The organism is Verrucomicrobiia bacterium (assembly GCA_035629335.1).
Lineage (GTDB): Bacteria > Patescibacteriota > Saccharimonadia > Saccharimonadales > Saccharimonadaceae > DASUUR01.
Map to the genome: position 1 here is coordinate 281,030 of DASPIB010000001.1, position 21,271 is coordinate 302,300.

Below are 21,271 nucleotides of genomic sequence, written 5' to 3' on the forward strand. Positions count from 1 at the left end.
GCGATTATGGCGACAATTTTTAAAAAAGCAATGTCGTTAATTGTCGGTAATTCACAAAAAACCGACCGCCCTTTACGTACCCTTACCGAGCGTGAACTGATTCAGCTTGAATCTGAAATTGGCCGTGAATTATTTGGCCCGATTCCTGAAGGCCACCGCCGAGAATTTTTCTGTCTTGATGATCACACGTGGGTATGGCACGAAGAATGGACCGAAAAAGGCAAGCACCATAGCACAACTACCCGCTACGAAGTGCATCCCAACGGTATTTTAAAGGTGAACGATAGCGGCACTTATGGATTTATTGATGGCGATGAACTAAAGAATTTAGCTGTTGCATCCCGGCTTTATTACGAAAAGGTTACCAGAGAGGTGTATAAGCGGGATCCGCATACGGGGCTGCCATTGGCGCAGGCACCTGATATAATAACCGCAGCGTGATGAACGAACTAATTTATCTCGATTATGCGGCCGCAACGCCGCTAGAGCCCAAGGTCTATGCGGCGATGGAGCCGTATCTTTTTGAACGGTTTTATAACCCATCAAGTGCTTATCAGCCGGCGCGCGATGTTCGCCGTGACTTCGAAGACGCCCGGGGTCGGCTAGCGAGAATCATTGGCGCCAAACCCGATGAAATAATTATGACCGCTGGTGCGACCGAGTCGGTAAATATTGCTTTTCAGGGGGCTTTAGCTGGCGGTGGACACGTTGTGACGGCCGCTATTGAACACCAAGCGGTGTTGGCTTCGGCGCGTCAATATAATCACACGCTGGTTGAAGCGACGCCTAAGGGGGTTGTTCTCCCCGAAAGTATTCGCGCGGCTATTACCGATGACACCCGCCTGGTTAGTATTGCCATGGCCAACAGCGAAATTGGCACTGTTCAACCACTGCGCGATATCGCTCAGGTTATTCATGGTGTGCGCCAAGATCGCTACAAACGCGGTATAAAAACGCCAATCTACTTCCATAGCGATGCTTCACAGGCCGCCGGATTGCTGGAGCTGCAGGTCGCTCGGCTGGGGCTCGATATGCTGACTTTAAACGCTGCTAAGTGTTACGGCCCAAAGCAAGTTGGCTTGTTGTGGGCAGCTAGTCACGTACGGTTACAGCCGTTGATCCATGGCGGCGGGCAGGAGCGCGGTATTCGCTCGGGTACTGAAAACGTCGCTGGTACCATTGGTTTTGCGCGGGCACTCGAAATTGCCGAACACAAGCGAAAAGGCGAAGTTAAGCGTTTAAGCCAGCTGCGCGATGTGCTGGAAAATAAAATCCTTGAGGCCTTTCCTGATGTAGAAATTACCGGCCACCGCAAGCACCGTTTGCCGGGCCACTCGCACATGGCCTGGCGTGGGCTTGATGCCGAACGGGCGCTGTTTGCCCTTGAAATGAAGGGTGTACTGGTGGCTACCGGTTCGGCTTGCGCCGCCAATAAAGGCACACGTTCACATGTTTTAACCGCACTCCAATTGCCGCCCGAACTGGCCGATGGCAGTTTGCGTTTTTCACTGGGCCGCCAAACAGATGAAGCCGCGGTAAAAAAAGCCGCTACCGCCATTATTGAGGTGGTACGCCAGGAACTATCGCGATGAAATGGTTGATCGGTGGGGCGATCGGTTTTTGTGCGTTGGTGGTGCTTTTTATTTCACTCTACTTATCGCCAAACGATTTAGGCAAATGTGATAGCGCACCGACCATGACCGTTGGTTCGTGTGCGCCCGTAGATGCGATTGTCGCAATTAGCGGCGGCGATACCCCGGCACGTACCGCCGAAGCCATCAAATTGTATCAGAATGGCTGGGCGCCACGGGTACTGTTTGCCGGTGCGGCCCAAGACCCTTCCAGCCCCAGTAATGCCGAAGCTATGCGCCAGCAAGCGATTACAGCCGGCGTGCCCGACCAGGCGATTCTGATTGAAGAATTATCCCGCACCACTGCCGAAAATGCGCTCAAAACCCAGAGCCTGTTTGCAAAAAATAATATTAAACGTATAATACTAGTAACATCCGCGTACCACCAGCGTCGCGCTTCTCTTGAATTTCAAAAACGGCTTGACGGGCAAGTAGAAGTTTTGAATCATCCGGTTGCTGAAGATAATCACTGGTCACCGACCTGGTGGTTGACGCTTCGTGGCTGGTGGCTGGCGGGTAGCGAATTAGCTAAAATCATTATTTTTCACCTGGGAGGTAGCTTCTAAATGGCTCGTGTCTACGTAGGAATGAGCGGCGGCGTCGATAGTTCGGTAACGGCAGCCCTGTTGAAAGAACAGGGTCATGATGTGGTGGGCGTGTATATGAAAAACTGGACCCAAGACTTGCCAGGCATGAAATGCCCGTGGGCGGACGACCTAGCAGATGCCAAGCGCGTAGCGGTGCAGCTTGGTATTGATTTTAAGGTGTTCGATTTTCAGGCAGAATACAAGCAAAAAGTTGTTGACTACATGATCGAAGAATATAAGCTTGGTCGCACGCCTAACCCAGATATCATGTGCAACCAAGAGGTAAAGTTTAAACTGTTCCTTGAAACAGCGCTTGAAGATGGCGCAGATATGATTGCCACTGGCCACTATGCTCGTGTTCGCCATACGGCTGATGGCCGAGCAGAGCTGTTGATGGGCCTTGATGCCAACAAAGATCAATCATATTTTTTGTGTCGTATTAGCGAAGAGGCACTCAAGAAAACTCTGTTTCCAGTGGGTGAACTCGAAAAACCGGAGGTTCGCCGCATCGCTGAAAGCCTTGGCCTAGTGACGGCTCGCAAGAAGGACTCTCAGGGTATTTGCTTTGTCGGTGAAGTTGGTATCAAGGATTTCCTAAGTGAATTCGTAGAAACCGAACCCGGCGCAATAGTTGACAAGCAAACCGGAAAAGTGATTGGCCAGCACGATGGAGCGCTATTTTATACCATTGGTCAGCGTCACGGCCTAAATGTTGGCGGCGGCTTGCCGTATTATGTTACTGGTAAGGATATTGAAAAAAATATCGTTTACGTTACGACCGATTTGAATGACAGTTCGCTATGGCGCAGTGAGCTAACGCTAAATTCGCTGCATTTTATCAACGAACCTGCCGAAAATGGCAAAACGTACACCATTCGCAGTCGTTATCGGGCGTCGCTTCATGAAGCGACCTTTACTGCCACAGCTGACGGATCGGCAATTCTAAAATTAGCCCAAGCTGAGCGCGCTATTACCGCTGGGCAATCGGCTGTGCTATATGATGGCGAACGAGTAGTCGGCAGCGGCATCGTCAGCGATTCTGTGTTAGACTAGATAGTACAGGCGGCAACGACCGTACAAACTGATAAGGAGGAAGTTATATGTTTGATGCAATAAAAGAATGGGTACAAAATTTATTTGGTGAGCAGATTCAGCAAACTGTCGAAGACACAGTGCAAAATGTCACCGAACAAGCGCAAGACATCCCGGGGCAAGTTACCGAACAAGTAGAGCAAGTAACGCAAACGGCTGAAGAAGCGAAGCAGCATATCCCAGGACAATAAACTGCAGTAAATAGACCTCATCTTTAGAGGTCTATTTTTCTTGCAACGGCCGGGCGGCGATGCAAAATTCGCTGCTTTTTGCTGAGCTCCATATCTGTTATACTAAAGCTACTATGAACGCCCAAGATATCCGAAAAGCCTATTTAGATTTTTTTAAAAAGCAACACCATGCGGTTATTCCGCGTGCGCTGCTGGTGCCGCAAAATGATGCCACGACCTTGTTTACTGGCTCTGGAATGCAGCCGCTGATCCCGTATTTGCTTGGCGAAGCTCACCCCGAAGGCACTCGGTTGGTAAACAGCCAAACTTGTATTCGGGCCCAGGATATCGAAGAAGTGGGCGACCGTACTCACACGACTTTTTTTGAAATGCTTGGTAACTGGAGCTTGGGTGATTACTCTAAAGAAGACCAAATCCGCTGGTTTTTTACCTTTTTAACCGAAAAAGTTGGGCTTGACCCACACAAATTATACGTTACCTGTTTTATCGGTAGTAAAGAGCACAACATTCCACGCGATGACGAAGCTGCAGCGATCTGGCAGAAATTATTTGCTGAAAAGGGTATCGAAGCTAAAATTGCTGTGATCGGCTCGCAGGCCGACGGTGATAAGCGCGGCATTAAGGAAGGCGAGCGAATTTTCTTTTACGATGACGGCGAAAACTGGTGGAGTCGCAACGGCGGCATTGCCAGCACACCAATCGGCGACCCTTGCGGCCCTGATAGCGAAGTTTTTTATGATTTCGGCGAACAAAACCACGATACTAGCGTTGGCTTACCGCACCCAGCCAGCGATGGTGGCCGGTTTATGGAAATTGGCAACCAAGTGTTCATGCAGTATCGCCGCCTCGACGACGGTAGCTTTGAGCCGCTTGAAAAATTAAACGTCGACTATGGTGGTGGGCTTGAGCGAATTGCCGCTGCGGCCATTGATAGCCCTGACGTTTATAAAATTAGCTTGCTGTGGCCAATCATCGAAAAACTCGAGCAGCTTTCGGGCAAGAAGTACGAAAGCCACACCAATGCCATGCGGGTAATCGCGGATCACTTGCGCGGCGCCACCTTCTTGGCAGTCGATGGCGTCAAACCGAGCAACAAGGAGCAGGGCTATGTCATGCGGCGCCTGGTTCGACGGGCGATTCGCTTTGCCTTTGATCTTGGTATTGAGCAAAATTTCTTACCCGAAATTACCCCCGTTATTACAAATCTATACCACGACGATTACCCGGAAGTTGCAGCGAAACGCACTGAAATAATTGATATTCTTGTGCGCGAAGAAAAGGCCTTTCGAACGACAATCCGTAAAGGCATAAAAGAATTCAATAAACTCGCCGAAGAAAAAGAAGAAATCACCGGTTCCGATGTCTTTAAGCTGTACGATACATACGGCTTCCCGGTTGAACTCACCATCGAAGAAGCCTTTCATTGGAACAAACCGCTGGAAGCCAATTGGCGTAGTAATTTTGATCGGGCTATGCAAGAACAGCGCCAGCGCTCGCAAACCGCTAGTAAAGGCGTGTTTAAGGGTGGTCTCGGTGGCCAGACTCTGCAGCATAAAAAGTACCATACCGCAACCCATTTGATGTACCAAGCCTTGCGTGATGTACTTGGCGATCATGTTATTCAGCGAGGTAGTAATATTACCGAAGAACGCCTTCGATTTGATTTTTCGCACCCCGAAAAAGTCACTGCCGAGCAGCTCAAGCAAGTTGAAGATATCGTAAATGACCAAATTGCCAAAGATCTCAAGGTGTCGTATCAAGAGTACCCCACCGAAGAAGCTTTAAAAATGGGGGCGCTTGGCCAATTTGGCGATCGTTACGGCGATACCGTCAAAGTTTACAAAATGATCGCCGATGATGCCAAAAAGCCATTTAGCTTTGAGATTTGCGGTGGGCCGCATGTCGAGCATACCTTGCAGCTATTTGAAGACGGCAAGCGCTTCAAGATAATTAAAGAAGAAGCCAGTTCTGCTGGGGTTCGCCGTATTAAAGCTGTTTTAGCCTAATACTTTCGCCTCGCTAACAAGAGTAATCGTCAAAAATTGAGAAAATACCGGAGTCGCGTTGCCTAGCATAGGCAGGCGACTCCGGCGTGATCTCGGCCCAAATGCAGCTTGGCCAGAGCCCTTCAAGCGAACAGCTCCCCGACAAAAGTAATAATTGATTCGGCACCGAGCCGAAGCCAACTAAGAACCGTTCCCACTGCAGCTGCGCTCTCCTCGGGCTGAGTGATCAACATGAACAAGCCAAATCCAATAGCGGTCCATTTAAGTACCTTTTTGATGTTCATCGAGCATCTCCTCCAAATAGTCAGGGGTGAGTCCGAGATCATCTCCAGTATGGCACGGCCACCCCAGAACTCGCAAGTATCTATCTTGTTGAGCTTATGGTATACTAAAACCAAATTATGGTATTTGATAAACTAAAACAAACGATTACGCGTTCGGGGGAAAACAACGATAATCACTTCGTGGCGCTTGATATCGGCACCGAATTTGTCAAAGCGCTGATCGCTCGACTCGACGGCGACACAATTGAAATTATCGGTGCCGGGCGCTCCAGGCAAGATTTAAGCGATATGCACTCCGGGGCAATTGCTGATATCGGCGGCGTGGTACGAAACTGCGAAGAAGCTCTCGCTGAAGCCGAAGACCAAGCAGGTGTGCAAACCAAAAGGGTGATCATCGGGATCGCTGGCGAGCTCGTGAAAGGCATGACCAATACCATTCGCTACAAACGACCGCAGCCAGACCGCGCGTTAGATGTTGCCGAAATGGAATTCATCATCGAAAAAGTTCAAGAACGCGCCCAAGTAAAAGCCCAAAAACAAGTGGCCTGGGAAACCGGCAACGAAGATGTTGAAGTAAAGCTAGTCAACAGTGCGATTGTTAGTATTCATATTGATGGCTATAAAGTCAGTAATCCAATCGGCTTTCAGGGTCGTGATGTTGCAATCCAGATCTACACGGCCTTTGCACCGATGGTGCATATTGGCGCCCTCGAGCGCACCGCCTCTGAGCTTGACCTTGATTTGATTGCGGTTGCTGCCGAGCCATTTGCGGTGTCACGAGCGGTGCTTGGCACCGATGCCAGCAGTACGTTTACCGCTATTCTAGCCGATGTCGGCGGTGGGACAACCGACATTGCCGTAGTCAGTGATGGCGGCGTTGAAGGTACAAAAATGTTCGGCATTGGCGGGCGCAGTTTTACCCGAACCATCGCCCACGACCTAGACGTGTCGTATCAGGATGCTGAAAAATTAAAAGTGAATCTTGATACCGAGGCAATTAAACCATCAATCGCCAAAAAGATAGAAGCCGCGCTCGATAAAAACCTCGATGTCTGGATTAATGGAGTAGAACTCGCACTGAGCGAATTTGACTCGGTTGATCATCTTCCAAGCCGTATTCTTCTCTGTGGGGGTGGCTCGAGTCTTTCAAAGCTGGTGCAGCGGCTGGAATCAAGCGACTGGTACAAAGAGCTACCATTCACCCGAAAGCCGTCGGTGCACCATATTAAGCCAGCCGAAGTCATGGGGGTCACCGATAAAACCGGCGACGTCACCGACCACACCTTTATAACGGCCATGGGGCTTTTAAGGGTCGGATATGATACCATAGTAGGCAGTCAGGGCGATAGCATAAAAGACAAATTGAACAAAATACTTCGCATATGAAAGACGTCATTTATATCGATATTGAAGACGACATCACCTCAATTATTGGCAAGGTGAAGTCGGCTAAGGCCAAAATTGTAGCTTTGGTACCACCTAAAAGAATTGGGGTACTGCAAAGTGTCGTAAACTTAAAGTTATTACAGCGCGCCGCCCAAGCCGACGATAAACGGCTCGTACTTATTACCAGTGAACAGTCACTGGCAAGCTTAGCTGCTGGGGTGAAAATACCAGTAGCCAAAAACTTACAATCCAAGCCTGAACTGGCGCCAATCACGGCGCTCGAAATTGACGACGAAGAAGTTATCAACGGCGAAGAGCTACCGGTGGGTGAGCTGGATGCCGCAGCCAAGCCCGCACCAACCACCGGCATCGAAAGCCCCAAAGCGGCAGCTGCCTTTGAGTCGTTACAAAAAACCCCGTCGACAAAATCTGGTGCTCCAACGCCCAAAATGTCAGCAAACAAAAATGCCAGTCGAATTCCTAACTTTGACAAGTTCCGCAAGTGGCTTTTCTTGGGTATTGGCGGCGGCTTGCTGCTGATATTGTTCTTGGTGTGGGCGATATTTTTTGCACCCCATGCAACCGTAGCGATTACGGCTAAAACCACTCTTGTTAACATTGATCTTCCTCTTTCGCTTGATACCGACACCCCAACTGACCCTGAGAAGAACGCCATTCAGCCGCTTGCTGAAGAACTGCGAAAAACCCAAACCGTCGATTTTCAGGCTACCGGTTCGAAGGAAGTTGGCGAAAAGGCATCTGGCAGTATGACGCTAACCAATGCCTCAAATAGTGACCCAATCGTGATTGAAGCCGGAACAGAATTCACCTCTGGGAATGGATTGGTATTCAAGAGTAACGCCGATGTCACTGTGCCAGGTGCCCGAATTGAAAACGGGACAATTATTGGCGGACAAGCAAATGTTGGTGTGACCGCGGCCGCGATTGGTTCGGAGTACAATTTAGCGGCACAAAATTACACCTCGAGCAATCAAAGTGTATCGGCCAGTGGTGGCTCGATGACGGGCGGGTCTAAGCGCACCGTAAAAATCATTTCTCAAAATGATGTCAATCAAGCCCGCGAAAAAATTAAAGACCAGAATAATAATGATGCCAAAAATGAAATAAAAGCCCGATTTGGCGACGACGTCGTGGTGCTTGAAGACAGTTTTGTGACGACGGTTGGCGAACCCTCAGTCTCGCCAGCAGTTGGTCAGGAAGCCACCGCCGGTAAGTTAACAGTTGAAACAACCTACACCCTTTTGGCTGTTGCTAAGAAAGACGTCAAAGCACTGCTTGAAAACTTCTTACAAAAAGAGCTCGAAGGTAAAACCGATCAGCGCATCTATGAAAACGGTGAAAAAACGGTGCGCTTTAGCCGCTTCCAGCAAGAAGCGGGCAACTTAAGCGTTCGTTTAACCGCAGCCGGGCACATTGGCCCAGAAGTCAAAGAAAACGAATTAAAGCAGCAGCTTCAAGGTAAGCGGCTCGGAGAGATTCAGCAGCTTGTCGAAACTATTCCAGGTGTTGAAAATGTCGATGTCAGGTTCTCACCGTTTTGGGTAACGGCTGCACCAGGTGCCGATAAAATAACAATTGAATTTGTTATCAAAAACAATGAACAGTAATCCCCATACTATAATTGCCCTTGATGTCGGCGAAAAAAGAATTGGTATTGCCCACGCTGATACCGCTGTTAAGTTTCCGGTACCATATGGGGCAATTGATGTCGATGGATTAGAGATGGAGCGCTTAAAGGAACTATTTGCTGAATTTGAGCCAGCCACGCTGGTTATTGGCTTGCCGCGGAATCAGCAGGGCGAGGAAACGGCTCAAACGGAAGCAGTTAGATCGTTTGCTGCACGACTCGAGTTATTTCATATCCCGGTCGTGTTCCAGGATGAATCGTTGACGTCGGTGCTCGCTGAGAAATATCTTGCGGCACATAAAAAACGCTACTCTAAGGCCGATATTGACGCCCACGCAGCTGCTATAATCCTAGGCGACTACCTAGAAGGGGTGCATCCATCAGATGGCGCTTAAATTTGCCAAAAAGCGGCCCGCTGAGCCAAGCCTTAGTCTAAAACGCTCGAGGAAGCGCCTTTGGCTGGGGCTCGTTATCGGGCTGCTAGCAGTGCTGATCGCGGGGATTGTTGTCTGTGCACTGTGGTATCAGCAGGCGCTGCAACCGCGTGATCCAGCGGCAAATGAGAAAACTGTATTTACAGTCAAAACTGGCGAAACGGCCGAAGTAATAGGCGACAATCTCGAAACAAAAGGATTTATCAAGAGCAGCTTTGCTTTTCAGCTCTATGCTCAGTTTGCAAAAGTAAAGCACAAACTGCAAGCCGGTACTTATTCATTAAGCCCCGCCCAATCGGTAGCGGACATAATAAAAAAGCTTACCTCAGGTGATACTGACCAATTTATGATAACAATTTTACCCGGTTCAACGTTAAAAGATATCAAGAAAACACTTGAGACGGCTGGATTTAGCGCCGATGAAATCGACCAAGCTCTCAACGCTTCGTACCAACATCCACTTTTGGCAGGTAAGCCAGCTCAAGCCACTTTAGAAGGCTATATATTCCCGGATTCGTATCTGCTTGAGTCAGGCCAGAGTGCTTCGTCTCTACTTCAGCGGACGTTTGACACTTTTTACCAAAAGCTACAAACTGAAAAACTCTTGCCCGAGTTTGAAAAGCGCCAGCTGACCTTATATCAAGCCATAACCTTGGGTTCAATAATTCAAAAAGAGGTTGGCGAAGCCGATGCGAGCCAGGTTGCGCAGGTATTCTATAGCCGTCTCGAAAAAGATATGCCACTCGGCGCCGATGCGACATTTATTTATGCCGCCGAGCTACTTGGTGTTGAGCCACGCGTCACCCTTGATTCGCCGTACAATACCCGCGAAGTCAAAGGTTTACCACCCGGCCCTATTGGAAACATGACCATCGCTATGTTAAAAGCTGTGGCATACCCAGCAGATGGCGACTATCTCTTTTTTGTTAGTGGTGACGATGGCACTAATTACTTCTCAAGAACAGAGGCCGAGCACGAAGAATACACCCGCAAATACTGTATCAAGAACTGTTCGATCTTTCGAAACTAGTATACTACAAAATATATTGACTATTTAAGCAATAGTTGCTACAATAGAAATGCACTCGTAGTGTGCTATATTTGCGTGAAGCAGGTAGAGAATTCACCACGGGGCCAATCGACAAATGTCGTACGGATACTACACACTAAATAGTAATAATAACGAACGGTCGAATGTATCCTGTTCTTACCTGTAAGAAGAAAGACAAAGTAACGGTTGTAATGTGACAAATAATGTCACAGGAGATTGCTATTAGTAATTTATTTGCACGGCGTGTAAATGCCGGAAGTCAACTAAGCGGCATAGCTGTAGCACCAGTAAAGCGTAAAAAACGCGCTAGCCGGGCTCAGAAGTTTACCACTATCGCAACGTATACGGCAGTATTTGTGCTAATTGCGACCTTTGTCGCGCAAGGCTACCGCTCGCCGGTGAGCCAGCAGTTAGCGTCGCAGCGCGCTTCAAGCGTGTCGATTGAAGTCAATAAACCATCGGTTGACCAGCTTGTCGCAACGAGCATGGCTGCAACCATGGCCGAAACCGCTGAATTGCCAGTTGCGACTAACGTTGCTAACTTATCAATTTCATTAAGCGCGAAGGGCGAACTAGCCCAAACCGATGACGATTTAATCTCTAAACCGCAAATTGTCCAGCCATCGACTAACTCGCGTAATACTAAAAAATACCGCGCCGTAACTGGCGATACCGTGCCTAAACTGGCTGATAAATTTGGTGTGTCGGCCGATACTATTCGCTGGGCGAACAAGCTTACCACCGATGCATTAACCGCCGGGCAATCATTAGTTATTCCCGCGACTGACGGTATTCTTTATACGGTGAAGCGCGGCGATACGCTTGAAGCGCTAGCCAAGAAGTATGGCACCGATAAAGAACGTATCGTACTGTTTAACGACCTTGAGCTGACTGGTCTTACGCCAGGTAAGCAAATCATGATCCCTTCAGGTGTGTTGCCCGAAACCGAACGCCCCGGCTATACGCCACCGCAAACTACCTTTAATGCTGGTGGTGGCCTGGCTTACAACGGATTCGCTGCCAGCGCTTCAGTTGGCAACCGATATGATGTTGGCTACTGTACTTGGTGGGTCTATGAACGACGTGCGCAAACTGGTCGCCCAATCGGTAGCTTCTGGGGCAACGCGACTTCGTGGGCCGGCTTTGCTGCCAGTGCAGGTTTCAAGGTGAACAACACCCCCGCTGTAGGCTCTATTATGCAGTCATCTGGTGGCTGGGGCGGTTATGGCCACGTGGCCTTTGTCGAACGGGTGAACCCGGATGGTAGCGTCTATGTTTCAGAGATGAACTACCAAGGCTGGAGTGTCCAAAGCTTCCGAACAATTCCGGCTGGCCAGGCGCAGGCTTACAACTATATCCATTAATTCTGTTCACAAAATTATCAGTTTCGGCGTCTCTGTTAGCTCAGAGGCGCCGTTTCTGGTATGCTAGGAATATATGTTTGTTGATACAGCCAAAGTAGTAGTGATAGCCGGAAGAGGCGGAAATGGTGGCCTCAGTTTTCGCCATGAAAAATATATTGATAAAGGCGGCCCAGATGGCGGAGATGGCGGTCGAGGTGGCAATGTTATATTTGTGGCCGACGAAAACGTTAATACGCTCGCTGGCTTTCGCTACAACCAAAAGCTTCAAGCCGAAAGTGGCCAATCGGGGCAAAAGCGCAACAAGCACGGCAAAAGCGGTGCTAGTTTGCGAGTAAAAGTGCCCGTCGGGACAGTTGTTCGCCGAACTGCAGATAATAGTGTGGTCGTCGACCTTGATACTCCTGGCATGGAAGCGGTGGTCGCCAAAGGTGGCGCTGGTGGCTTTGGCAACGCGCATTTCAAAAGCTCGACGCGGCAGGCGCCGCGGGTAGCAGAGCTGGGTGAGAAAGGTGAAACTTATGATGCGACGCTTGAACTGAAACTACTCGCCGATGTTGGCTTGGTTGGTTTTCCAAACGCCGGTAAGTCAACTTTCTTGAGTGTAGTAAGTAACGCTCGGCCGGAAATTGCTGATTATGCTTTTACAACGCTGACCCCCAATCTTGGAGTCGCCGATATCGACGATACGAGCATTCTGATTGCCGATATCCCTGGATTAATCGAAGGCGCCAGCGAAGGAAAAGGCTTGGGCGATGCTTTCTTGCGCCACGTTGAACGCACAGCCGTGCTGCTGCATTTAGTTGATGCCTATCAGGACGATGTGGCTGCAGCTTATAAAACCATCCGTGATGAGCTCAAAGCTTATAGTCCGGAACTGGTTGCACGACCGGAAGTCGTGGCCCTTACAAAAACCGAAGGGCTTGATGACGAATTAATTAACTGGAAATTGTCTGAGCTTCAGGCAGTGGTTGCACCGGAAACGCCGCTATTCGCTATTTCTTCTCAGGCTCATCGCGGTGTTACCGAAGTTCTGCGCGAACTAAAAGACCAGCTTGAAAAAACCCGCCAGGCAGAAACCGAGGACGTTCCAGACTACGAAGAACTGCCGGTCATTCGCTTAAGCGAAGCGACAAAAGCTGAAGCATGGCGCGTCCGAGTCGAAAATGGTCGGTACATCGTGACCGGTGAAAAAATTGAACGCTTTGCCGCCCGAACGGATTTTGGTAACATCCACGGCGTTAACCGTTTAAGGGATATCATGAGCAAGATGGGCATAAGCCACGAGCTTCGGCGGGCAGGCGCCAAGGGCGATGATACTATTGTAATCGGTGAAAATACTGGCTATCAGTTAACTCTTTTTGAGCAGTAGGACATGGCAAAGAGTTTTTTCTTTTACGATCTTGAAACCAGCGGACTCGACGCTCGCGCCGACAGGATTATGCAATTTGCTGGTCAACGCACGACGCCCGAGCTCGAACAAATTGGCGAACCAATCAATGTACTGGTAAAACTTACCGACGAAATTTTGCCCAGCCCCCACGCCACGCTTGTCACCGGCATAACACCGCAAAAAACTCACGAAGAAGGGATAAGCGAATTAGAATTCATTCGTCTTTTGTGTGAAGAAGTGTTTACGCCCGAAACGGTAACGGTTGGTTTTAATAACATTCGCTTCGACGATGAGTTCGTGCGACATGCCTTGTGGCGTAATTTTTACGACCCCTACGAATGGTGCTGGAAAGATGTCCGCGGGCGCTGGGACTTACTGGACGTGGTGCGTATGACCCGAGCTCTTCGGCCAGAAGGTATCAATTGGCCAGTTGATGAAAACGGCAACGGCACTAATCGGCTGGAACTTCTCACAAAAGCCAACGAACTCGAGCATCTGCAAGCTCACGATGCTATGAGCGACGTGCATGCCCTGATCGCAGTCACGAAACTAATTAAAACCAAGCAGCCAAAACTCTACGACTATCTGCTCGGTATGCGCGAAAAAAAATCGGTAATGAACTTGGTGAACCCACAGCGGCCGGTACCGTTTGTCTATAGCAGCGGCCGATACGAGTCAATCTACCATAAAACAACTGTCGCCTACCCAATTGCCGATAGTGCCCGGCCTGGTGGCGCTCTGGTGTACGATCTGCGCTATGATCCAACCTTATTTGCGTCGCTACCGGTTGAGGAATTAAAAAAACGTCTGTACGCCACGCGTGAGGAGCGCCAAAAACCTGATTTTATCCCCCTACCCGTAAAAGAACTGGTGTATAATCGCTGTCCGGCGGTTGCGCCTTTGGGTGTGCTAGAACAAGGTGATGCGTGGCAGCGAATTGGGCTGACGCCTGAGATTATTCAAAAGCACTTGGGGCTCCTTGAACAAAATCCACAACTAGTCGAAAAACTGAAGGCCGTGTTTGCTAATCGCCAGCCGTTTGCAAAAGTGAATGATGTCGAACATCGCCTGTATGATGGATTTACACCCGACGGCGACAAGAGAAAAATCGAAATCATCCGTAACGCTTCCCCTCGCGAACTGGCAACTTTAACTGCCGATTTTGATGATGAACGATTGCACGAACTACTCGTGCGCTATAAGGCCCGCCACTATCCTCACATTCTTTCAGAAGAAGAACGCACGCGCTGGGAGCAGTATCGTAGCCAAAGAATCCAGGCGCAACTGCCAGGCTTTATGAAAAATCTACAATTACTAGCTCAAGAATCTGATGAAGAAAAGCAGTTTCTGCTGCAAGAGCTCCATTTATGGGCAGAAAGTATTGTCTCGGTTGACCAATAGAGCCTGGTTAAGACAAGAGATAGGGTATAGAAAGTTAAGAAATTTCGCTATGGCGAAAACGACGACGCTTAGTGAGCGACCGCACCCACTTCTTCTTTCGCTGGGTTTCGGTCATTTTTTGAAGCAAGAAGTATAGCCCTCGGGTGGCTGCCCAGTGAGCTAAAATACCTAGGGCCAATACGTAGCCAGTCAGCATAAACCACGCTGGCACTACAAGGGTTGTACCTGGAACTTCACCAAACAAAAAGAACGTCAAGACGCTATGGATAACGGTTGGCTGAAGGGTGGCCGCAGCCGCAACGACACTCAAGCCGATTCTGATGAGTTTTTCTTTTTTCACTGTATTACCCAGAAAGTTAAGTTATTCTTAACACCAACGTAGCACAAATGTCAATTATGTGCAACCATAAGCACAATCGAGGAATAGCCCTAAGATTTACTAGTATATTGAGCAAACTACGAGCCTTTATTTGCTTGGAGCATTACCATATAATAAGGCTGTCTTCTACCCCTTGGAGGTTAAAGTGCTTCAGCAATTTTGTCGATTTCTAAAGCAGGTGGTTTGGCAGCAACTAACGGACCGGCCTAAGCTGGACAGTGTCATAACCGAGCAAGACTTTGAGCTCAGTAAAATTAGAAAACTGAGTGAAAACAAAACACCAATGGTTTTGAGTTTTGAAAGAACCGATGGCTCTGAAGTGACGTTGGTCGTCAGGCTTGATCGGAGTGATACTAAGGGTAACTTTGGTACCATCCTGAGAGTAGACGTGCGCAATAAGGGCGAGAGTACTCAGGAGGACTTCGAAGGTTTTCCCGTGCGTCTCTCGTGCTCGCAACAAGGTAAAGTTGTGCTATGGCCAGCCTAGTTTTGCCCCTCCCGTTGCCCGTTTGGCAATGGGAGGGGTTCTTAATTTTCTGGCACCGCTGCTATTTATTTGAATGCCTGCGCCTAGGCTATTGCTGCCGTGAGCTATATAGCAACTTGCCCCAGTTTCATGCTATACTAAGGTGTTATGCCAGAGGTTATCAAAGTTACAGGTGCACGCGAACACAACTTAAAAGATATTAGCGTTGAGATTCCACGTGACAAATTGGTGGTAATTACCGGACTATCAGGCTCTGGTAAATCTTCGCTTGCGTTTGATACTATTTATGCCGAAGGCCAGCGGCGTTACGTCGAAAGTTTAAGCAGCTATGCGCGGCAATTCTTAGGACTAATGGAGAAACCGGATGTCGATCAGATCGACGGCTTAAGTCCGGCAATTAGTATTGATCAAAAATCCACTAGCCGCAACCCACGTTCTACCGTAGCAACAGTGACCGAAATTTACGACTATTTGCGTCTTTTATACGCTCGAATTGGCGTGCCGCACTGCCCAATCTGCGGTAAAGAAGTTAACCGTCGCACACCCCAAGCAATTGTTGATGAAGTACTGAAGTTCCCCGAAGGCAGTCGCTTGATGATCTTAGCCCCAATTGTCAAAGATAAAAAGGGCGAATTTGCTCATGTTCCGGAACAATACCAGCGGGCTGGTTTTGCCCGGGCCCGAGTTGACGGCGTGATTTACGCGCTCGACGAATGGCCGCAGCTCGATAAAAAATATAAACACAGTATTGAACTTGTGGTCGATCGAGTGGTCAGCAGTCCCGATTCTGCCAGCCGAATCACGCAATCGGTAGAGCAAGCGCTTGAAATTGCCGAGGGTACAGTTGAAGTGCTTGAGGCCGATGACAACTCACTCCACACTTATAGCCAGCGCTACGCCTGTATCGATCACCCAAATGAAATGATTCCCGAGCTTGAACCGCGGCTGTTTAGCTTTAACGCACCGCATGGGGCCTGTCCGGTCTGTACGGGCCTCGGCTCACGACTCGAGGTCGATCCTGAGTTAGTATTTAACCCTAACCTCACCATTGCCGAAGGTGCCATCCGACCCTATAACCGTGTCAACAGCGATGCTTGGTACATGAAAAAGCTGGCGGCGGTCGGCGAAGCTAACGGTTTTAGCATTCATACGCCCGTAAAAGAGTTCGATGACGATACGCTGCAGAAAATTTTGTATGGAACAGGCAGTCAGAAGTACCGGGTAAGTTTAGGCGGTGGACGGTATTTCGATACCGCCTATGAAGGCGTGGTGCCCAACCTTGAGCGACGCCACAAGGAAACCGATAGCGAATTTATGCGCCGCGACATCGAACGCTTTATGCGCGAGAAAAAGTGTCATGCTTGTGGTGGAGCTCGCCTAAAGCCAGTAGTGCTGGCGGTTACGATACACGGCTTTAATATTATGGATATTTGCGGCCTGAGTGTTAATGACGCGCTTGATATGTTTAAGAATAAACTATCATTTACCGAGCAAGAACTGTTCATTTCTCGCCAGATCGTCCGCGAAATTACCGCTCGGCTTGGCTTTATGCACGATGTTGGCTTAACCTACCTTGAACTTGCCCGGGCCGCTAACACCCTGAGCGGCGGGGAGGCGCAACGGATTCGCCTCGCTACCCAAATTGGTTCTGGCCTCCAAGGCGTGCTGTATGTGCTCGACGAGCCAAGCATTGGCCTGCATCAGCGCGATAACGACCGATTAATCGCCACCCTTAAACATTTGCGTGACATTGGCAATACCGTTTTGGTAGTTGAGCACGATGAAGACACCATCCGCGAGGCGGACTACTTGCTGGATATTGGTCCTGGTGCGGGTATTCACGGCGGCCAGGTGATTGCAGCTGGCACTCCGGCAGAAGTCGCGCAAAACCCAAATAGTATTACGGGTAAGTTCCTAAGCGGCACTGAAAAGATCGCCGTGCCTAAAAAGCGGCGCACGATTAACGCCAAGCGAAAGCTGGTAATTCGCGGCGCGGCAGAACACAACTTAAAGAATATTGATGTTGCTTTCCCGCTAGGCGTCATGACGGTAGTTAGTGGCGTGAGTGGTTCGGGTAAGTCTACTTTGGTTAATGACATTTTAGCCAAAGAACTCGCGGCTCGTCTGCACCGGGCGCACGAAGTCGCCGGTAAACACGAAAATATTGAAGGATTAGACCAACTCGATAAAGTAATTGTTATTGACCAATCGCCAATTGGCCGAACGCCGCGCTCAAACCCAGCAACTTACACCGGGGTATTTACGCCGATTCGTGAATTATTTGCAACTACTCCCGAAGCTAACATCCGAGGCTACAAAGCTGGTCGTTTTAGCTTTAACGTCAAAGGTGGCCGCTGTGAAAATTGTCAGGGCGATGGTGTGATAAAAATTGAAATGCATTTTTTGCCAGACGTGTATGTTACCTGTGAAGAATGTAAGGGCAAACGCTATAACCGTGAGGCACTCGAAATTAAATATAAAGAAAAAACAATTGCTGACGTGTTAAGTATGACCATTGAGCAGGCGGCTGAATTCTTTAAGAATGTCCCAGCCATTGCCCGCAAGCTCGATACTTTAGTTGAGGTCGGCTTAGGTTACATTACTTTGGGGCAGCCAGCCACCACTTTTAGCGGTGGTGAAGCGCAGCGTATAAAACTGGCCACCGAGCTAAGTCGGCGCGCCACTGGTAAAACCTTATACATTCTTGATGAGCCCACCACTGGCTTACACTCGGCTGACGTCAAGCGTCTATTGCATGTGCTCCAGGCCTTGGTAACTGCTGGAAATAGCATGGTGATAATCGAACACAACCTCGATGTCGTAAAAAGCGCCGATCACGTGATCGATATGGGTCCAGAAGGCGGCCTAAACGGCGGTACGGTTGTTGCCGAAGGAACGCCTGAAGACATTGCATCGAACAAGCAGTCCTACACCGGCCGCTACTTACAGGCCTTGCTGTAGCTTTAGCGCTTAGTTTGCATGAACAGTTCGTGGAGCTGCGCCTTAACCCGCGATCGAATTAGTACCTGCTGAGTGTGCGTCAGCTGATAATCAACCCGGGTAGGAAGCTTTTTATATAAATACCGGAACTCTTCTTGTTCGAGTTCCGGTAGGTTAGTGGGATAAAATTTATTTAATTTAGATTTAATGATTGATTTTGCGTAGAAACCAACATTTCTTTCGAAACGAGGTTTCCCGATGATAATCACCGGCCGGTACTTGAGCATAGCGTATAGTAGTTGGTTGCAGGTGGCTTCGTCGACGCTATCGCCACAATAAATGATATGAAAAGCACAACTAGCAATGCCATTGTAGAGGTCGACCATTGCCTTATAATGGTCCTCGGGTGTTACTATTTGGTCGGTCGTGGTATAGATGTGAGGCCGCTGAATATCAACACTGTGTAGCTGATGTTCAATTTTAATCAATATGTCCCGGTGGTTAAGAAAGTTACCGCTCACCTGAACTGTATACATCTGTCATTCCTCCATATGTGCATAAGCCGCCGAAGCAACATTGGTTAATGATATACGCATAATAGGTGTAGGTGCGTATGGTTTTGAAATTATGCCACAGGTAGGGGGTGAAAGTAAAGTGAATCCGCCGTTTTTATTAGTACTATTGTTGTTTAAAGTGTTCGTTGTCGCCGTTTGCAGGCGACAATTTGGCTTTTTAACTCCGAAGTGATATAATTAGGATAATTATGTTAGTACACTTTATCGCTACACGTAGTAATCTTGAAGATGATCTAAAATACTTTAGCCGTATAAACCGTATTGTCTGCGACCTTGGCCACACCTATACACTCGACTGGGTAAAGCAAGCAGAAGAACAAACTAACTCGAATGATAGCGATAAAAATAAAGAAATTGACTGGAAAAAGCTGCACGATGACAACATGAATGCACTGGCGAAGGCGGACGTCGTCATTGCTGAAGCCTCCTCGCCCAGCTTTTCGACTGGTTACTTGGTGGCAATGGCGTTGCAGCAAAAGAAACCAGTGCTGGTCTTGAAGCGCAAGTCAGCGGGCGGCGGTGAGTTTTATACTGGCTTGAGCTCGGATTTTCTTTATTCCGAAAAATACACCAATGACAATCTTCAAGAAATTATTGCCAAATTCTTGCAAGATAACACCATTGAAACCAAGGATATGCGGTTCAATTTCTTTATCGATCGTGCGATTTATAACTATCTTCGCTGGGCATCGTTCAAGTCTGGCAAAACCAAAGCCGAAGTGCTCCGTGAACTCGTACAGCGCGAAATAAACAAAGAAGATTATTAGTAAGACGTATCAATAGCTGTGCGTCTGCGCTGAATTAGCTGGTATCGCAGCGATTAGGCTTAGGTATATATCCTAGAACAAAAAATAAGGTCACAGACAGGCGAATTGGGCCGAGGAAGAACGCAGTAGTCGGGGTAGGCTTTTCGGGGAAGCGCTACCGATTTGTTTTGTCGGTAGCGCGGCTTTTCTTTTTCAAGACATTTTTTGAAGCTTGCACAATGGCCTTGCGGCGGGAGGCATCCTTCAGGATGTGAATGATTGGCGGCAGCACTGAAATCAAAATAATAAGCGCGATGATAGGCAAGAGGTAGTGATCGACTTCAAGGCCCTGTGATTCAAACCACGCGCCGGCGTAATAACCAAGATAGGTTAAACCTACTGCCCAAAGCAGCGCTCCCACCAGGTTAAAAAGCAAGAACTGTTTGTAGTTCATTTTGCTAATACCGGCAACAATTGGTGCGAAAGTTCGCACTACCGGAATAAAACGGGCAATAACGATCGTTTTAGGGCCATGTTTTTCATAAAATTCAGCGGCTTTTTCAACATTTTCCTTTTTAAAGAGCAGCGAATCGGGACGCCGAAAAATCTTAGGCCCTACCCGCTTGCCAAAAGTGTAGCCCACACTATCGCCCAAGGCGGCAGCTACAAATAAAATTGCCACCAAGGCATGAATATTTATATTAAGCACGCCTTCGTGCGCCAAAAAGCCGGCAGTAAATAGCAGGCTATCGCCCGGCAAAAAGAAACCGATCAAAAGACCGGATTCTGCAAATACGATTGCCGCTACGCCAAGCACGCCAAACACAGTAATAAATTGTACGAGTTCAAATCCTGGAATCATGCTCTTTATTTTACCATGGAACGATAGGTTATAATAGAAAGACAAACTAACGTACTGAAGGAGAGTCCTTATATGACAAGCAATGAAGTTACGTTGACGCTCGAAAAACGCACGGTGATTGGTAAAAAGGTTGCTCGGCTGCGGGCCGATGGCCAAGTGCCTGGGGTAATTTATGGCCACAGCATGAAAGCCACGCCAGTTCAGGGCCCACTGTTAGCGGTGCAAAAAGCCATTCGATTAGCTGGCAAAAACCATCCGGTGCATCTTACGATTGATGGAAAGAAAAAACTAGCCCTTATTAAAGATGTGGCGCTTGATCCGGTGCACTTCACTATTCAAAACGTGACTTTTCATGCGGTAAAACAAAACGAAACCGTTACCGCCGAAGTACCGGTGCGGCTAGTTGGTGCCGGCGAGAGCCCGGCTGAACGAGCTGGCTTGGTTGTGCTGCAAGCAGTGACAGCGCTTGAAGTGAGCTCGCGGCCGGCAGCGATTCCTGAAGCACTTGAGGTTTCAATTGAGAACCTTGCGGAAGCCGGGCAAAAACTAACGGTGGCCGATATTACGCTGCCTGAAGGTGTTGAGTTAGCGGCTGATCCAGAGCTAGCAATCGCCACTGTGTATGAGCCAGGCGCCTTACAGCGAGCCAACGATTCATTAGCTGGTGACGGCGAAGATGCGGCGGACGTTGCTGCCGAAAATGGCGAAGATACCCCGCAAGACACTCAAGCTGCCGAGGATCAACCCGGTGGCAAGCAGCAAAACCAGCCTGCAAAAGACTAATAGCCACTAAGGTTAGAGTAAAGATTCAGGCGCT

21 protein-coding genes are annotated in these 21,271 nt (G+C 48.7%); 17 read left to right on the forward strand and 4 right to left on the reverse strand.

Annotated features, from left to right (window positions below; translation table 11 throughout):
- Positions 1–6 precede the first annotated feature (6 nt).
- The 6 genes from VD907_01560 (at position 7) to VD907_01585 (ending at position 5,507) form a co-directional block, all read left to right on the forward strand.
- Complete coding sequence (locus VD907_01560) at positions 7–441, forward strand: hypothetical protein (GenBank protein ID HYG83544.1); 435 nt, start codon at positions 7–9, stop codon at positions 439–441.
- The gene (locus VD907_01565; protein ID HYG83545.1) at positions 441–1,592 is read left to right on the forward strand and encodes a cysteine desulfurase family protein; all 1,152 of its coding nucleotides are present in this window, start codon (positions 441–443) and stop codon (positions 1,590–1,592) included. The genes VD907_01560 and VD907_01565 overlap by 1 nt, the downstream gene beginning before the upstream one ends.
- The gene (locus VD907_01570; protein HYG83546.1) at positions 1,589–2,197 is read left to right on the forward strand and encodes a YdcF family protein; all 609 of its coding nucleotides are present in this window, start codon (positions 1,589–1,591) and stop codon (positions 2,195–2,197) included. Before VD907_01565 ends, VD907_01570 begins: the two co-directional genes overlap by 4 nt.
- Positions 2,198–3,271: a tRNA 2-thiouridine(34) synthase MnmA gene (mnmA, locus tag VD907_01575; GenBank protein HYG83547.1), complete on the forward strand. Its 1,074-nt coding sequence runs from the start codon at positions 2,198–2,200 to the stop codon at positions 3,269–3,271.
- A gap of 47 nt (positions 3,272–3,318) precedes the next feature.
- A complete protein-coding gene (locus tag VD907_01580) occupies positions 3,319–3,501 on the forward strand; it encodes a hypothetical protein (GenBank protein HYG83548.1) in 183 nt (60 codons plus the stop codon).
- 113 nt (positions 3,502–3,614) lie between these two features.
- Positions 3,615–5,507, forward strand: a complete 1,893-nt coding sequence (locus tag VD907_01585) for an alanine--tRNA ligase-related protein (protein ID HYG83549.1) — start codon at positions 3,615–3,617, stop codon at positions 5,505–5,507.
- Positions 5,508–5,629: 122 nt separating this feature from the next.
- On the opposite strand, the gene VD907_01590 is transcribed toward VD907_01585, so the two are convergent.
- The gene (locus VD907_01590; protein HYG83550.1) at positions 5,630–5,791 is read right to left on the reverse strand and encodes a hypothetical protein; all 162 of its coding nucleotides are present in this window, start codon (positions 5,789–5,791) and stop codon (positions 5,630–5,632) included.
- Between the two features lie 117 nt (positions 5,792–5,908).
- On the opposite strand from VD907_01590, the gene VD907_01595 reads away from it, so the two are divergent.
- The 7 genes from VD907_01595 (at position 5,909) to sbcB (ending at position 14,465) form a co-directional block, all read left to right on the forward strand.
- A complete protein-coding gene (locus VD907_01595) occupies positions 5,909–7,177 on the forward strand; it encodes a cell division FtsA domain-containing protein (protein HYG83551.1) in 1,269 nt (422 codons plus the stop codon).
- On the forward strand, positions 7,174–8,805 hold the full coding sequence (locus VD907_01600; GenBank protein ID HYG83552.1) for a baseplate J/gp47 family protein: 1,632 nt from the start codon (positions 7,174–7,176) through the stop codon (positions 8,803–8,805). Before VD907_01595 ends, VD907_01600 begins: the two co-directional genes overlap by 4 nt.
- Positions 8,795–9,220, forward strand: a complete 426-nt coding sequence (gene ruvX / locus VD907_01605; GenBank protein ID HYG83553.1) for a Holliday junction resolvase RuvX — start codon at positions 8,795–8,797, stop codon at positions 9,218–9,220. The genes VD907_01600 and ruvX overlap by 11 nt, the downstream gene beginning before the upstream one ends.
- Entirely contained in the window at positions 9,210–10,289 is a 1,080-nt protein-coding gene (gene mltG / locus VD907_01610) for an endolytic transglycosylase MltG (GenBank protein ID HYG83554.1), read from the forward strand. The genes ruvX and mltG overlap by 11 nt, the downstream gene beginning before the upstream one ends.
- 224 nt (positions 10,290–10,513) lie before the next feature.
- On the forward strand, positions 10,514–11,674 hold the full coding sequence (locus tag VD907_01615) for a LysM peptidoglycan-binding domain-containing protein (protein HYG83555.1): 1,161 nt from the start codon (positions 10,514–10,516) through the stop codon (positions 11,672–11,674).
- Between the two features lie 73 nt (positions 11,675–11,747).
- The gene (gene obgE, locus VD907_01620; GenBank protein ID HYG83556.1) at positions 11,748–13,043 is read left to right on the forward strand and encodes a GTPase ObgE; all 1,296 of its coding nucleotides are present in this window, start codon (positions 11,748–11,750) and stop codon (positions 13,041–13,043) included.
- 3 nt (positions 13,044–13,046) lie between these two features.
- Positions 13,047–14,465: an exodeoxyribonuclease I gene (gene sbcB, locus VD907_01625; GenBank protein HYG83557.1), complete on the forward strand. Its 1,419-nt coding sequence runs from the start codon at positions 13,047–13,049 to the stop codon at positions 14,463–14,465.
- Positions 14,466–14,499: 34 nt separating this feature from the next.
- Here the strand turns inward: sbcB and VD907_01630 are convergent, their stop codons facing one another.
- The gene (locus VD907_01630) at positions 14,500–14,805 is read right to left on the reverse strand and encodes a hypothetical protein (GenBank protein HYG83558.1); all 306 of its coding nucleotides are present in this window, start codon (positions 14,803–14,805) and stop codon (positions 14,500–14,502) included.
- Positions 14,806–14,989: 184 nt separating this feature from the next.
- On the opposite strand from VD907_01630, the gene VD907_01635 reads away from it, so the two are divergent.
- Both VD907_01635 and uvrA read left to right on the forward strand, forming a co-directional pair.
- Positions 14,990–15,331 (forward strand): hypothetical protein, encoded by a 342-nt coding sequence (locus tag VD907_01635; GenBank protein HYG83559.1) that lies wholly within the window; start codon positions 14,990–14,992, stop codon positions 15,329–15,331.
- 147 nt (positions 15,332–15,478) lie between these two features.
- On the forward strand, positions 15,479–18,292 hold the full coding sequence (gene uvrA / locus VD907_01640; protein HYG83560.1) for an excinuclease ABC subunit UvrA: 2,814 nt from the start codon (positions 15,479–15,481) through the stop codon (positions 18,290–18,292).
- A 2-nt stretch (positions 18,293–18,294) separates the two neighbouring features.
- On the opposite strand, the gene VD907_01645 is transcribed toward uvrA, so the two are convergent.
- Entirely contained in the window at positions 18,295–18,807 is a 513-nt protein-coding gene (locus tag VD907_01645) for a hypothetical protein (protein HYG83561.1), read from the reverse strand.
- 227 nt (positions 18,808–19,034) lie between these two features.
- On the opposite strand from VD907_01645, the gene VD907_01650 reads away from it, so the two are divergent.
- Complete coding sequence (locus VD907_01650; GenBank protein HYG83562.1) at positions 19,035–19,613, forward strand: hypothetical protein; 579 nt, start codon at positions 19,035–19,037, stop codon at positions 19,611–19,613.
- A 154-nt stretch (positions 19,614–19,767) separates the two neighbouring features.
- Here the strand turns inward: VD907_01650 and VD907_01655 are convergent, their stop codons facing one another.
- On the reverse strand, positions 19,768–20,454 hold the full coding sequence (locus tag VD907_01655; GenBank protein HYG83563.1) for a VTT domain-containing protein: 687 nt from the start codon (positions 20,452–20,454) through the stop codon (positions 19,768–19,770).
- A 72-nt stretch (positions 20,455–20,526) separates the two neighbouring features.
- Between VD907_01655 and VD907_01660 the strand changes: the two genes are divergently transcribed.
- Positions 20,527–21,237 (forward strand): 50S ribosomal protein L25, encoded by a 711-nt coding sequence (locus VD907_01660; protein HYG83564.1) that lies wholly within the window; start codon positions 20,527–20,529, stop codon positions 21,235–21,237.
- The last annotated feature ends 34 nt before the right edge of the window (positions 21,238–21,271 follow it).